Origin of the sequence: Georgenia subflava (assembly GCF_009193155.1) — a bacterium.
GTDB lineage: Bacteria > Actinomycetota > Actinomycetes > Actinomycetales > Actinomycetaceae > Georgenia > Georgenia subflava.
Genome location: NZ_VUKD01000001.1, coordinates 1,009,909 through 1,023,712, shown reverse-complemented (window position 1 = coordinate 1,023,712; position 13,804 = coordinate 1,009,909). Strand labels below are relative to the sequence as shown.

The window sequence follows — 13,804 nt, the reverse complement described above, 5'->3', positions numbered from 1 at the left end:
ACCGCCGATGTCAGTGGTCGGTGGCAACGTGTGACGCGGGTCGGCCGGGCGGCCGGATCGGCGTCCGGCAGATGTCCACACGGCGTCCCCATGATGACCGGACGGGGTCCACAGAGGGGAGGAGGCACCTGTGGAAGGCACTCCCGCGACACGACGCGCCGACACAGCATGTTGGGGTGCTGTCTCCCGGGCACCCCCAGGTGTAGTGTTCGGAGAACCAAGGAACGCCATACCCGTTGGCGAACCACACAGTTGTTGTTACAGCCGTGTCACGCCATTGACCTGTGGTGACGCACCGAGACAAGGAGATCGGCTCAGATGAGCATCACCGTCTACAGCAAGCCGTCCTGCGTCCAGTGCGACGCCACGTACCGCGCGCTGAACAAGCAGGGGCTCGAGTACGAGGTGGTCGACATCAGCGTCGACGCCGAGGCGCTCGAGAACGTCAAGGCTCTCGGCTACCAGCAGGCGCCGGTCGTCTTCGCGGACGGCGACCACTGGTCCGGTTTCCGTCCGGACAAGATCAAGGCGCTCGCGGCCCAGCAGGCCGCCGTCGTCAGCGCCTGAGGGACCTCACAGACTTCAGCCGGACCACCGTGACCCGGTGGTCCGGCTGAACACCAAGCCACGCGGCCGCCGGGCCGGCCCGCGGTAGCAGTCGTCCAGGGAGGGCAGTGATGGCCACCATCGTCTACTTCTCCTCAGCCACGAACAACACCCACCGCTTCGTCGAGAAGGTAGGCCTGCCGGCTCACCGGATCCCGTTGCGGCCGGCCGACCCGTTCCTGACCGTCGACGACGAGTACGTGCTGGTCCTGCCCACCTACGGCGGGGGCAACGGACGCGGCGCCGTGCCCAAGCAGGTCATCAAGTTCCTCAACGACCCGCACAACCGCTCGCTGATCCGTGGCGTCATCGCCGCGGGCAACCTGAACTTCGGTGCGGCCTACTGCCTCGCCGGCGAGATCATCGCCGCGAAGTGCGACGTCCCGTACCTGTACCGATTCGAACTACTAGGAACGACTGAGGACGTCTCGCGCGTCCGAGAGGGATTGGGGCAGTTTTGGCAGCAACGCTCACAGATACCGGCGTAGAGGTCGCCAGCGCGCCGGAGCTCGACTACCACGCGCTGAATGCGATGCTCAACCTGTACGACGCGGACGGGAACATCCAGTTCGACGCCGACCGGCAGGCTGCCCGCCAGTACTTCCTCCAGCACGTCAACCAGAACACGGTCTTCTTCCACAACCTGAAGGAGAAGCTCGAGTACCTGGTCGAGGAGGGCTACTACGAGGGCCAGGTGCTCGAGCAGTACTCGTTCGAGTTCCTCACCAAGATCTGGGACTTCGCGTGGTCGAAGAAGTTCCGGTTCGAGACGTTCCTCGGCGCGTTCAAGTACTACACGTCGTACACGCTCAAGACGTTCGACGGGAAGCGCTACCTCGAGCGGTTCGAGGACCGCGTGGTCATGGTCTCCCTCGCGCTGGCCGCCGGTGACGAGCAGTTCGCGCTGAACATGGTCGAGGAGATCATCTCCGGCCGGTTCCAGCCGGCGACGCCGACCTTCCTCAACGCGGGCAAGGCGCAGCGCGGCGAGCTCGTCAGCTGCTTCCTGCTGCGCATCGAGGACAACATGGAGTCGATCGCGCGCGGCATCAACTCCGCCCTCCAGCTCTCCAAGCGTGGCGGCGGCGTCGCGCTGTCGCTGACCAACGTCCGCGAGGCCGGCGCGCCGATCAAGAAGATCGAGAACCAGTCCTCCGGCGTCATCCCGGTGATGAAGCTCCTCGAGGACTCCTTCTCCTACGCGAACCAGCTCGGTGCGCGCCAGGGCGCGGGCGCGGTGTACCTGCACGCCCACCACCCGGACATCATGAAGTTCCTCGACACCAAGCGGGAGAACGCGGACGAGAAGATCCGCATCAAGACGCTCTCGCTCGGCGTCGTCATCCCGGACATCACGTTCGAGCTGGCGCGGAACAACGAGGACATGTACCTGTTCTCGCCCTACGACGTCGAGCGCGTGTACGGCGTGCCGTTCTCCGAGGTCAACGTCTCGGAGAAGTACCACGAGATGGTCGACGACGGACGGATCAAGAAGACCAAGCTGTCGGCCCGCGGGTTCTTCCAGACCCTCGCCGAGCTGCAGTTCGAGTCGGGCTACCCCTACATCGTGTTCGAGGACACGGTGAACCGGGCGAACCCGATCAAGGGCAAGATCACGATGTCGAACCTGTGCTCGGAGATCCTCCAGGTCTCCACGCCGTCGACCTACAACGACGACCTGTCCTACAGCTCGGTCGGCAAGGACATCTCCTGCAACCTGGGTTCGCTGAACATCGCCAAGACGATGGACTCCCCGGACCTGGGCAAGACCGTGGGCACCGCGATCCGCTCCCTGACCGCCGTCGCCGACCAGACCCACATCTGGTCCGTGCCGTCGATCGAGCAGGGCAACAACGACTCGCACGCCATCGGCCTCGGGCAGATGAACCTGCACGGGTACCTCGCCCGCGAGCGGATCCACTACGGCTCCGACGAGGGCCTCGACTTCACGAACATGTACTTCTACACGGTGGCCTTCCACGCCGTGACGGAGTCCAACAAGATCGCCATCGAGAAGGGTGAGACCTTCAAGGGCTTCGAGGACTCCAAGTACGCCACCGGCGAGTACTTCGAGAAGTACATCGACGGCACGTGGGAGCCCCGCACCGAGCGGGTGCGCCGGCTCTTCGCCGACGCCGGGGTGCACATCCCCACCCAGGAGGACTGGAAGCAGCTCGCCGCGTCGGTCAAGGCGCACGGCATCTACAACCAGAACCTCCAGGCCGTGCCGCCGACCGGGTCGATCTCCTACATCAACAACTCGACCTCCTCGATCCACCCGATCGTCTCCAAGGTGGAGATCCGCAAGGAGGGCAAGATCGGGCGCGTGTACTACCCGGCGCCGTACATGACGAACGACAACCTCGAGTACTACGAGGACGCGTACGAGATCGGCCCCGAGAAGATCATCGACACCTACGCCGAGGCCACCCAGCACGTGGACCAGGGGCTGTCGCTGACGCTGTTCTTCAAGGACACGGTCACCACCCGCGACGTCAACAAGGCGCAGATCTACGCCTGGCGCAAGGGCATCAAGACGCTGTACTACATCCGCCTGCGGCAGCTCGCGCTCGAGGGCACCGAGGTGGAGGGCTGCGTCAGCTGCATGCTCTGACCCAAAAGCCTTGAGGGCCGGACTCAGCAAAGTCCGACCCTCATTGCCCCAGAGAGGCTCACCAAGTGAATGGTGTGTTGAGCCTACACGAGTTGTCTCCCGTTAACGGACGGGACTCACTCTGGGGAGACACCAATGAGGTGATGAATTTGGCAACATCGGCAGCACGAAGCGCTCGCACGGGGCGATTCGTCACGAAGGAGTGGGCGGCACGATCCCCTCGCACGACGACTATCGAGCGAATCGGGACGGGGACGTCGAATAAGACAGCCGTAAACCGATCTGCTGCGACTGGTCGCTTCGTGACAGCTCAGACCGCCCGTCGGAACCCGGGCGGCACCATCACTCAGATGGTGTGAGTGTGGGCTGGCGGGGGGCATGCCCCCCCGCCAGCCTGTCGACGTACTCACCCATCAACGATCGCGATCAACTAGTCAAGGATTGAATGTGTCGGAGAAACTGAAGCTGGTCAGCCGCGTCCAGGCCATCAACTGGAACCGCGTCCAGGACGACAAGGACGTCGAGGTCTGGGACCGCCTGACCGGAAACTTCTGGCTGCCCGAGAAGGTGCCGCTGTCCAACGACATCCAGTCCTGGGCGACGCTGAACGACGACGAGAAGCTGATGACCAGCCGGGTGTTCACCGGTCTGACGCTGCTGGACACCATCCAGGGCACGGTTGGTGCCGTGAGCCTCATCCCGGACGCGGTGACCCCGCACGAGGAGGCTGTCTACACGAACATCGCGTTCATGGAGTCGGTGCACGCGAAGTCCTACTCCTCCATCTTCTCCACGCTCATCTCCACCAGGGAGATCGACGAGGCGTTCCGCTGGTCGGAGGAGAACGAGAACCTCCAGCGCAAGGCCGCCATCGTCATGGAGTACTACCGCGGTGACGACCCGGAGAAGCGCAAGGTCGCCTCGACGATGCTTGAGTCGTTCCTCTTCTACTCCGGCTTCTACGCGCCGATGTATTGGTCGTCGCGCGCGAAGCTCACCAACACCGCGGACCTGATCCGGCTGATCATCCGCGACGAGGCCGTGCACGGGTATTACATCGGGTACAAGTTCCAGAAGGCCATGGAGAAGGCGTCGCCGGAGCGCCGGCAGGAGATGAAGGACTACACCTTCGAGCTCCTCCTCGAGCTGTACGAGAACGAGGAGCAGTACACCGAGGACCTCTACGACCCGCTCGGCCTGACCGAGGACGTCAAGGCGTTCCTGCGCTACAACGCTAACAAGGCGTTGAACAACCTCGGTTACGAGGCGCTGTTTCCCAAGGACCAGACCAACGTCAACCCCGCGATCCTGTCCTCGCTGAGCCCCAACGCCGACGAGAACCACGACTTCTTCTCCGGCTCCGGGTCCAGCTACGTCATGGGCAAGGCCGTGAACACCGAGGACGACGACTGGGACTTCTGAGACTTCTCAGTAGCCCGCTAGCCCGAACAGGCTGACCAGGGGCCCGGAGCCGCAAGATTCTGCGGCTCCGGGCCTTTTGCGTGCCGACTCTCCACGAACGCAGGAGGTCGGAAATGGACAGGAGTACCCACCCGTGGGGGCACGCGCACACCTTACAGATGGGAGTGGGGGCGCCCGCCTGCTGGAATATGGCTCTGGCGTGCCTCTGAGGTAGTGCCCCTTCATGTGCTCCAGTGCGTCCGACTGGGCGCAGCAACCGGAGAATCAGGCGGATGCAGCCGTGGACTGCACCCTCGATCTTCAAGAACCATTAGGGACCCTGGGCTGGATCACCCATACGAGACGCAAGATAGAGTTGTGAGGAAGCGCCCAATTGGCAACGGTGCCCAGGAGGAGAACATGAGCGAGACGCAGAGCGACTCCGCCGAGGTCGAGTTGATGAAGCGACTCGGCATCGAGTCGTGGAGGAACCTTTCAAAGGACAAGTTCATGACCTTTGTCTCCGACCTCCCGAACATGGACAGGGAGGTCGCATTAAAAGTCGTCGCTCAGTTTCCCAACTTCAAGGATCTAGTCCTCGACACGTTCAAGCAGGTCGAGGAAGAGGCAACCCGAGCTCGCACCTTTAATTGGAAAAGCCAAAAGAAGGTACACAAGGCGTTTGAGCAGTATCGACAGATCCTCAGCCGTGAGCTTGAGCGAGAAGACAGCTCATCTGAAGACCGCTTTGTGATTCTCGGCTTACTCAAGGACGCGATTGACGCAGAAGCCACAAAGGATAGCGAGAACAAGAAGTTCCAACTCATCGTCACTGGGATGCTCACCACGGCGGCGTTGGCGCTCGCGGGCACCGCGCTCGCTGCGCTTGGGGGGAGAGCGCAGATCGGCGGGGGCGGGGATGTGAACCCGTCGGCGTAACTGCGCCATGTAACCCCTCGCGGGTGGTGCGGTGCTGGGCGTCCTGTCTGCTGACCCTGCCACGATCTCGAGCTGGAGCGCGAGGATGATCTCGGGAGTAGTAGCGGGTCAAGGGATGCCGTCCCCGCTCCTGAGAGTGAGGCCGCTGACGGGATTACGGACCGACGAGGAGGAGACATGGGCAAGGTCACCTGGGGATTCACGTGCTCGATCGACGGCTTCATCGCTGGACCGGGCCACGACATGAGCTGGCTCTCCGCCGCGGAGCCGCTGGCCGAAGGCACCGAGGAACGGATGGCGGCAGCCGCCGCGGTGATCATCTCGGGCCGCGCCGGTTATGACGCGGCCAAGGCGCAGCAGGACGAGCGGGACGAGCAGACGTCCGCAGCATATGGCGGCGCCTGGTCCGGCACCGAGATCATCCTGACCCACCGACCGGAGGAGCTCGCCGACGACCCGACGGTCGTGGCGCTGAACTGCGACATCACCGAGGCGATCCGTCGCGCTCAGGAGATCGCCGGCGACCGAGACGTGCAGATCATCAGCGCCGACATCGCGCGGCAGGCGCTCGAGCACGACCTCATCGACGAGCTGCAGGTCTTCGTCGCTCCGGTGTTCCTCGGCGACGGCGTTCGCATCTTCGACGTCCCCGGCGGGCAACGTGTCGACTGGGAGCTGGCCGAGATCTACGAGGACAGTCCACGTTCTTTCGGCCGGACCTACCGTCCGAAACGGCGCGCACCGAGCCGGAGCGCGTGACCGCGCGATCCCTGTAGCGCGGCGGGTGCGCCGTTCACCGGGCGTCGGCCGGCCCATAAACCCACGGCCATGTGCGCGCCATGGGGAGTTCTCCCCATGGGCCGTGCTTCAAGAGAGCTTCGCGACGGTCGATGCTGTAGGTATGCGTGACCACAGCAGCGCCCGAGGCAACCGATCGGTGCACGGACCCGACGCGTCCGTGCAGCGGTCGGGCACGACCACCGAGGCGGAGTTCACCCCCGTCGAGGAGCTCGTCCTCGACACGCTCGCGGCACGGCTCCGGCTCGGCGAGGCGGTGTGGACCTTCGACGTCAGGCTCGAGGCCACGCTCGAGAGCCTGGCCGCCCGGCGGCTCATCGACGTCGTCGGTGTGCCCGTCGGCCCCACCGTGCGAGCCCGGCTCACGACGGCGGGCATGGCCGTGACCATGGACGAGACCTACGCGAGCCCGATCGAGCGTCCCGACGTCGACAGCTCCGTCGAGGCCGAGGACCTCGCCGACCTGACGATCGTGCGGTGCGCGGGCGGCGTGGCCTGGCAGAAGCTCATGACCATCGACGGCCCCCGCTGGTTCTCCACCATCCCGGACAGCTCCCACGGCCCGTTCACGTCGGCCGAGCTCGTCGCCCGCCGCGGTCCCGTCACCGTGGTGAGCGTGCCCGCGCTCCACTGACGGCTCACCCCACGAACGCCGAGACCCCGGTCAGCGCCCGCCCGACGATGAGCTGGTTGATCTCGTAGGTGCCCTCGTAGGTGTGCATCGCCTCGGCGTCGCCGAAGAGCTTCGCCATCTCGCCGTCGGTGGTCATCCCGTTCCCGCCGAGGAGGTTCCGCCCCAGGGAGACGGACTCGCGCGCCTGGGTCGTGCACGTCGCCTTGACCATCGCGGAGTGCGCCATCTCCAGGATCCCCGCGTCCTGCAGCCGGGCCACCTGCATCATCAGCGCCAGCGAGGACGCGGTGTTGCCCGCCATCCGCGCCAGCGTCAGCTGGACCAGCTGGAACGAGGCCAGCGGACGGCCGAACTGCTCACGCCGTGCGGCATACGCGCGGGCGACGTCGAGGGCGGCGAGCTGGAGCCCGACCGCCTGCCACCCGACCCAGGCGCGCGAGTGCCGCAGCACGGTGTTGACCGAGTCGAACCCGACGGCGCCCGGCACGAGGCTGGTGACAGGCACGCGCACGTCGTCGAGGGTGACGTCCGCGTTCTGCATGATCCGCAGCCCGATCTTGTTGCGGATCGGGACGGCTCGGAATCCGGGCCGGTCGGTCTCGATGACGAACGCCTTGACCGTCGCGTCGGTGACGTCGCGCGCCCACACGACGGCGAAGTCGGCGACCGTCGCCAGGCCGATCCACCGCTTCGCACCGTCGATGACCCACTCGTCGCCGTCCAGCCGTGCGGTGGTGGCGAGGCCGCCGGCGACGTCGGAGCCGTGGTCGGGCTCGGTGAGCGCGAAGGCGCCGATCGTGCGCATCGTCGCCAGCCCGGGCAGCAGCTCGCGGCGCTGCTCGGGGGAGCCGAGCGCGTCGATCAGGCCGACGACGAGCTCGTTGTGGACACCGACGACCGTGGACAGCGAGAGGTCGGCGCGCGCGACCTCGGCGTGGACGAGCCCGCGGAACAGGGCGCTGGTGGGCTCGAGCTGGAGCGCGCCGAGACCGGCCTCGGCCAGCACGGCCACGAGGTCGCCGGCGAACTCCTCCCTGTTCCAGCAGTCGATCGACTGGCGACGCACCGCGCTCTGGAGCAGGTGGTGCAGCTCGGTCAGCCGGGTGCGTTCGTCGTCGGGGAGCGCCTCGGCGGCACGGAGCAGATCCAGGCCCGCGAAGGTGTCCGGTGCGGGGCCCGCGGCCCGCGGGACCGGTGTGGTGCGCATGCCGGACGGGTCCGCCGTCGTGAACCTCTCGGCAGGGGCGGCGTGCGGGGTCCGGTGCGGAGCCGCCTGACGCGGTGTCGTGTCGGTCATCGTCGGCCCTCAGCGCGGCGCCATGCGCAGGGCGCCGTCCATGCGGACGGTCTCGCCGTTGAGGTAGTCGTGGTCGATGATCGCGAGCACGAGCTTCGCGTACTCCTCGGGCCGGGCGAGCCGGTGGGGGAACGGCACTCCCGCGGCCAGGCGCTCGCGGAACTCCTCGTCGATCTGTCCCATCATCGGGGTGTCGACGATCCCCGGGGCGACGGTGTTGACCCGGATGCCGTGCTGGGCGAGGTCTCGCGCGGCGGGGAGCGTGAGGCTGACGACGCCGCCCTTGGACGCGGCGTACGCGGCCTGGCCCACCTGGCCCTCGTAGGCGGCGACGGAGGCCGTGCTCACGATGACGCCGCGCTGGCCGTCGGCGTCAGGCTCGGTGGCGGCGATCTGCTCGGCGGCCAGGGCGAGGAGATGGAACGTGCCGACGAGGTTGACGTCGACGACCTTGGCGAAGAGCGCCAGGTCGTGCACCCCCTGCTTTCCGAGGATCCGCGCGCCGGGCGCGATGCCGGCGCACGCCACGGCGATGCGCAGAGGCACCCCTGAGCCGGCCGCGGTGGCGACGGCGGCATGCACCTGGTCGGCGTCGGTCACGTCTGCGGCGAGGTACTCCGCGCCGTCGACGCGGGCGACCTTATCGAGCGCCGCCGGCAGGTCGACGGCGAACACCCTTGCCCCGCCGTCGACCAGGGCGGCCGTGGTGGCCGCTCCCAGCCCCGAGGCGCCACCGGTGACGACGGCCGTGCTGCCCTGAAGTTTCATCCGTCCAGCTCCTTCGCGTGGTCTGGACGCGCCGGGGGGTCGCCCCGCACGTCCGGATGGCCAGGCGACGGCCGGGACCGGGTCCCGCGGCTCGTGACCGGCTCCGTCGCCGCCCTCACGGTACCGGGGCGAGCCGGCCGGCGGGCGGCGTGCGGGCCCGGGACGTCGGCGGGCGCGCCGGTCGGCCGTATTCCGCTTCACGGCCGGAGCGCCCGTGTGGGACGTTGCCCTTGTGACTGCCGAGACAGTGCCCGAGATCGTCGCGCTCGCCCGGACCCACGGCCTGCGGATCGAGCCCGGGTCGGTCCGGGTCGACGAGACCGGGCTGGACTACCGGGTGGCGATGGCGAGGACCGTCGACGGCGAGTCGTGGGTCCTGCGGATCCCGCGCCGCCCCGACGTCGCGGACGGCGTCGACGCCGAGGGGGCGATCCTCGACCTCGTCGGCCCGGCGCTGTCGGTGGCGGTGCCGGACTGGCAGGTGCGCGCACGCGACCTGCTCGCCTACCCGCTCCTGCCGGGCGAACCAGGTCTGACCTTCGACGCCGCGACGGGCGAGCTCACGTGGCGCCTGGACATGACCTCCGCCCGGTACTCGGCGGCGTTCGGCGAGCTGCTCGCGCAGCTGCACGGCATCGACGTCGAGGTCGCCCGGGCCGCCGGCGTCACGGTCGAGGGGCCCGCCGAGGTGCGCGAACGCTGGCGCGCGGACGTCGCCACCGTCCGCGCCGAGCTGGATGTCGCCGAGCACCTGGTCGACCGGTGGACCGCGTGGCTCGACGACGACAGCTACTGGCCGGACTGGTCGGTCATGACCCACGGCGAGCTGTACCCGGTGCACGTCCTCGTGGCAGAGGACGACTCCGTCACCGGCGTGCTGGACTGGACGACGGCCAAGGTCTCCGACCCCGGGCGGGACTTCGCCCTGCACCACTCGATCACGACGCCGGAGGCCTTCGCCGTGACCGTCGAGGCGTACACGCGGGCCGGCGGCCGGGTCTGGCCGCGCCTCGCCGAGCACTGCGCGGAGCTCATGGCGGCAGGCCCTGTCGCCTACGGTCTCTACGCGATCCGGACCGGGGAGGCGGAGCACCGGGAGGCCGCTCTGGCCCAGCTGAACCCGCCCTCCTGAGCGCGGTCCCGGTCGGCAGCCGACCGGGCCGCCCGCTGCACGGCGGGCTCCGGGCACGGCTGGCCTCGCCCGAGATGCGCGCCTCCGGTTCTGGGGTTGACTGGCCCTGTGACCAGGAGATTCGTCGCCGCAGCCGGGCTGCTGCTCGCCCTCGGCGGCTGCTCGGCGACCATCCCGACCGACCCGGACGGCACGCTCGACCACGTCACGGGCGGCAGTCTCCGGGTCGGTGTCTCGCCCAACCCGCCGTGGACGTCCCTGCCGGACGGTCCGGAGGGGGAGCCCGCCGGCACCGAGGTGGAGCTCGTCCAGGACTTCGCGCGGTCGATCGACGCGGAGATCGTCTGGGTGCCGGGCGGGGAGGAGGACCTCGTCGGCCAGCTCGAGCACGACGGGCTCGACCTGATCATCGGTGGCCTGACGGCGAAGTCGCCCTGGTCGAGCAAGGTCGCGCTGACCTACCGCTACACCGTCACCACCGGACCGCACGGCGAGGACGAGCTGCACGTCATGGCCACGCCGATGGGCGAGAACGCGTTCCTCGTGGAGCTGGAGCGCTTCCTCCTCGACCAGGACCTGCCGGTATGAGCGCGAGGTTCGGGCACACCGAGCTCCCCGAGGAGCAGGAGCGGGCGCTGCGGCGCGCCGTCCGGCTGTCGTGGCTGACGATCGCGTTCCTGATCACCGCGGTCACCGGGGTCTACCTGGCGATGGGCAGCTCGCAGGCGATGAAGGCCGCCTGGATGGAGGACATGCTGTCCTTCATCCCGCCGATCGCGTTCCTCGTCGCCGTCCACCGCACCAAGCGCCGCCCCAGCCCCCAGCACCCCTACGGCTATCACCGGGCGGTCGGCGTCGGGCACCTGGTGGCCGCCACGGCACTGTGCGCGATGGGTTCGTTCATGGTCTGGGACTCCGCCTCGGGGCTCGTCAAGGCGGAGCACCCGCCCGTCGGTCTCATGGAGCTCGGTGGCCAGGCGTTCTGGTCCGGCTGGCTCATGATCGCGGTGCTCGCCTACACCGCGGTGCCGCCGGTGCTGCTCGGCCGGGCCAAGATGCCGCTGGCGGAGAAGCTGCACGACCGCGTGCTGTTCGCCGACGCGGACATGAACAAGGCGGACTGGATGACCGCCGTGGGCGGGATCCTCGGCATCCTCGGGATCGGCCTGGGGCTGTGGTGGGCGGACGCGGCCGCCGCGCTCTTCATCTCCGGCAGCATCCTGCACGACGGCGTGAGGAACCTCCGCGTCGCGGTCGGCGCCCTGATGGACGCCCGCGCCGAGACCTACGACGGCCAGGACCCGCACCCGCTGGTGCCGGCCATCGACGACCGTCTCGGTGACCTCTCCTGGGTCGCGGACGTCCGCTCGCGGGTGCGCGACCAGGGTCACGTCTTCCACGTCGAGTCGTTCGTGGTGCCGGTGGAGGGCCACAACCCGACCATGGAGGACCTCCGGCTGGCCCGCGAGGCCGCGATCGACCTGGACTGGAAGATCGACGACATGGTCGTCATCCCGGTCGAGGACCTGCCCCACCAGATGCTGCCCGGCCTCGAGAAGGAGGCTGGCGGCGGCGGTCACGACGCGGCCTGAGTCGCTCGTAGCCGGACGTGCCCCTTCTCCTACCGGTCCGCACAGGGGGCTTGCCGCGAGCTCCGGCCGGGCCGTAGCGTCGGGCGCACCGACGAACGGAGACGACGATGTCCGGTGAGCTGGCGTTCTTCGAGCTCGGCGTGGCCGACGCCGCCCGCGGGCGGGCGTTCTACGAGGCACTCTTCGGCTGGAGCTTCGCCCCCGGACCCGCCGGCGGCGACGGTGCGATGATCACGACCCCGAACGTCCCCGGCGGGATCCACGGCGGCGACGCCGGCTCGTCCCCGTACCTCTTCTTCCGGGTGGACGACATCGACGGCGCGGTCGCACGGGTCCACGAGCTCGGTGGCTCGGTGGAGGGCACCGACGTCGACGGCGACGAGGAGTCCCAGGCCACGTACGGGCGGTTCAAGCTGTGCCGCGACGACCAGGGCTCGCCGTTCGGGCTCTTCCAGGCGCCCGGCGGGCCGTAGCGCTGCAGCTGAGCCGCCGACCAGACGCCGTGCCGAGCCGACCGACCCCCTGCGTGGCGAGCCGGCCGCTCACACGCAGGGTGCGGGTGCGGCCGAGAGCCTCGAGCCGAGGCCGACCATGGCCAGGGTGCGACGGCGGACAGGCGTGCCTACGCTCGACGCGTCAGCGCGGACTGACGGGGGAGACGATGAGGCGCGACGAGCCGTACGCCGACCGGTCCGAGGCCGGTCGGGTGTTGGCCCACGAGCTCACCGCGTACGCGGGGCGGGACGACGTCGTCGTGCTCGGCCTGCCGCGCGGCGGCGTCCCGGTGGCCGCCGAGGTCGCGGCAACCCTCGGTGCGCCGCTGGACGTCGTCGTGGTCCGCAAGCTCGGCGTGCCGGGGCAGCCGGAGCTGGCCATGGGCGCCATCACCGCCGTGGGCGAGACGGTCACGGTGGTGCGCAACGAACGGGTGCTCGACCGTGCCGCCGTCGGCCGGGAGGCGTTCGACGGGGTGCTGGCGGCCGAGACCGCCGAGCTGCGCCGTCGGGAGGAGCTCTACCGGGGTGACCGTCCCCGAGAACCGCTGAGCGGCAGGGTGGCGGTCGTCGTCGACGATGGGCTGGCCACCGGCTCGTCCGTGCGGGCCGCCCTGGCCGCGCTGAGGCAGCAGGCGCCGAGCCGGCTCGTCGTGGCGGTACCGGTCGGCTCCGCCCCCAGCTGCCTTGCCGTCGGGGCCGAGGCCGACGAGGTGGTGTGCCCGTGGATGCCCGAGCCCTTCTACGGCGTCGGCCAGGGCTATCTCGACTTCTCCCAGACCAGCGACGACGAGGTGCGCGCGGCGCTCGCCGGCACCGGCAGGACCCGTCGGGGGAGCCCTCCGGGACGATGAGCGACGCGGACGAGCGGTCGGTGCGTATCCAGGTCGGCGACGTCGCGCTCGACGCCGACCTCGGCACCCCTGCCGGTGCGCGCGCCCTGGTCGTCTTCGCGCACGGCTCCGGCAGCGGGCGCCGCAGCCCGCGGAACCGGCACGTGGCCGCATCGCTGCGGGCGGCCGGCTACGCGACGCTGCTGATGGACCTCCTCACCCCGGCGGAGGCGCAGGTCGACGCGACGACGCGGCACCTGCGCTTCGACATCGAGATGCTCGCCACCCGGCTCACCGGTGCCGTGGACTGGTGGACGGGGGAGGGCCGACGGACGGCGACAGCGGGGCTGCCGGTCGTCACCTTCGGGGCGAGCACCGGCGCCGCCGCGGCGCTGATCACCGCGGCCGACCGGCCCGAGCGCGTCGCCGGAGTGGTCTCACGGGGCGGGCGGCCGGACCTCGCCGGCGAGGCCCTGTCGAGGGTGCGGGTCCCCACCCTGCTCGTCGTGGGCGGTGCGGACACCCAGGTGCTCGAGCTCAACCGGGAGGCGGCCCGGGCGCTCGCGGGCGAGGTGGAGATCGCCGTCGTCCCCGGTGCGACCCACCTCTTCAAGGAGCCGGGCACGCTCGACGAGGTGGTTCGGCTGACCGTCGACGCGCTCGACCGCTGGTCGGCGCCCGCCTGAGCCGAGGCTC

15 protein-coding genes are annotated in these 13,804 nt (G+C 69.1%); 13 read left to right on the top strand and 2 right to left on the bottom strand.

Annotated features, from left to right (window positions below):
- Positions 1 to 318: 318 nt before the first annotated feature.
- From nrdH to GD748_RS04605, 7 genes are all read left to right on the top strand, one after another.
- A complete protein-coding gene (nrdH, locus tag GD748_RS04640) occupies positions 319 to 567 on the top strand; it encodes a glutaredoxin-like protein NrdH (RefSeq protein ID WP_152193975.1) in 249 nt (82 codons plus the stop codon).
- A 110-nt stretch (positions 568 to 677) separates the two neighbouring features.
- Positions 678 to 1,094, top strand: coding sequence for a class Ib ribonucleoside-diphosphate reductase assembly flavoprotein NrdI (nrdI, locus tag GD748_RS04635; RefSeq protein WP_152193974.1), 417 nt, complete (start codon positions 678 to 680; stop codon positions 1,092 to 1,094).
- A 44-nt stretch (positions 1,095 to 1,138) separates the two neighbouring features.
- Entirely contained in the window at positions 1,139 to 3,220 is a 2,082-nt protein-coding gene (nrdE, locus tag GD748_RS04630; RefSeq protein WP_452176680.1) for a class 1b ribonucleoside-diphosphate reductase subunit alpha, read from the top strand.
- A gap of 447 nt (positions 3,221 to 3,667) precedes the next feature.
- Positions 3,668 to 4,642, top strand: a complete 975-nt coding sequence (gene nrdF, locus GD748_RS04620) for a class 1b ribonucleoside-diphosphate reductase subunit beta (protein WP_152193971.1) — start codon at positions 3,668 to 3,670, stop codon at positions 4,640 to 4,642.
- Between the two features lie 399 nt (positions 4,643 to 5,041).
- Positions 5,042 to 5,560, top strand: a complete 519-nt coding sequence (locus tag GD748_RS04615) for a hypothetical protein (protein ID WP_152193970.1) — start codon at positions 5,042 to 5,044, stop codon at positions 5,558 to 5,560.
- A gap of 177 nt (positions 5,561 to 5,737) precedes the next feature.
- Positions 5,738 to 6,319: a dihydrofolate reductase family protein gene (locus tag GD748_RS04610; RefSeq protein WP_152193969.1), complete on the top strand. Its 582-nt coding sequence runs from the start codon at positions 5,738 to 5,740 to the stop codon at positions 6,317 to 6,319.
- A 142-nt stretch (positions 6,320 to 6,461) separates the two neighbouring features.
- Positions 6,462 to 6,992 carry a hypothetical protein gene (locus tag GD748_RS04605; RefSeq protein ID WP_152193968.1) on the top strand — a complete coding sequence of 177 codons (531 nt, stop codon included), beginning with the start codon at positions 6,462 to 6,464 and terminating at the stop codon, positions 6,990 to 6,992.
- 4 nt (positions 6,993 to 6,996) lie between these two features.
- Here GD748_RS04605 and GD748_RS04600 read toward each other — a convergent pair whose 3' ends face one another.
- Together GD748_RS04600 and GD748_RS04595 are read right to left on the bottom strand one after the other, a co-directional pair.
- Entirely contained in the window at positions 6,997 to 8,199 is a 1,203-nt protein-coding gene (locus tag GD748_RS04600; protein WP_152194384.1) for an acyl-CoA dehydrogenase family protein, read from the bottom strand.
- 99 nt (positions 8,200 to 8,298) lie between these two features.
- The gene (locus GD748_RS04595) at positions 8,299 to 9,057 is read right to left on the bottom strand and encodes an SDR family NAD(P)-dependent oxidoreductase (RefSeq protein WP_152193967.1); all 759 of its coding nucleotides are present in this window, start codon (positions 9,055 to 9,057) and stop codon (positions 8,299 to 8,301) included.
- 232 nt (positions 9,058 to 9,289) lie between these two features.
- On the opposite strand from GD748_RS04595, the gene GD748_RS04590 reads away from it, so the two are divergent.
- From GD748_RS04590 to GD748_RS04565, 6 genes are all read left to right on the top strand, one after another.
- Positions 9,290 to 10,189, top strand: coding sequence for a macrolide 2'-phosphotransferase (locus GD748_RS04590; RefSeq protein ID WP_152193966.1), 900 nt, complete (start codon positions 9,290 to 9,292; stop codon positions 10,187 to 10,189).
- A 108-nt stretch (positions 10,190 to 10,297) separates the two neighbouring features.
- Positions 10,298 to 10,777, top strand: a complete 480-nt coding sequence (locus tag GD748_RS04585; protein WP_152193965.1) for a transporter substrate-binding domain-containing protein — start codon at positions 10,298 to 10,300, stop codon at positions 10,775 to 10,777.
- Positions 10,774 to 11,781, top strand: coding sequence for a cation transporter (locus GD748_RS04580; RefSeq protein WP_152193964.1), 1,008 nt, complete (start codon positions 10,774 to 10,776; stop codon positions 11,779 to 11,781). Before GD748_RS04585 ends, GD748_RS04580 begins: the two co-directional genes overlap by 4 nt.
- A 107-nt stretch (positions 11,782 to 11,888) precedes the next feature.
- Complete coding sequence (locus GD748_RS04575; RefSeq protein ID WP_152193963.1) at positions 11,889 to 12,254, top strand: VOC family protein; 366 nt, start codon at positions 11,889 to 11,891, stop codon at positions 12,252 to 12,254.
- Positions 12,255 to 12,442: 188 nt separating this feature from the next.
- Positions 12,443 to 13,129 (top strand): phosphoribosyltransferase, encoded by a 687-nt coding sequence (locus GD748_RS04570; protein WP_152193962.1) that lies wholly within the window; start codon positions 12,443 to 12,445, stop codon positions 13,127 to 13,129.
- Positions 13,126 to 13,794 carry a dienelactone hydrolase family protein gene (locus tag GD748_RS04565; protein WP_152193961.1) on the top strand — a complete coding sequence of 223 codons (669 nt, stop codon included), beginning with the start codon at positions 13,126 to 13,128 and terminating at the stop codon, positions 13,792 to 13,794. The genes GD748_RS04570 and GD748_RS04565 overlap by 4 nt, the downstream gene beginning before the upstream one ends.
- The last annotated feature ends 10 nt before the right edge of the window (positions 13,795 to 13,804 follow it).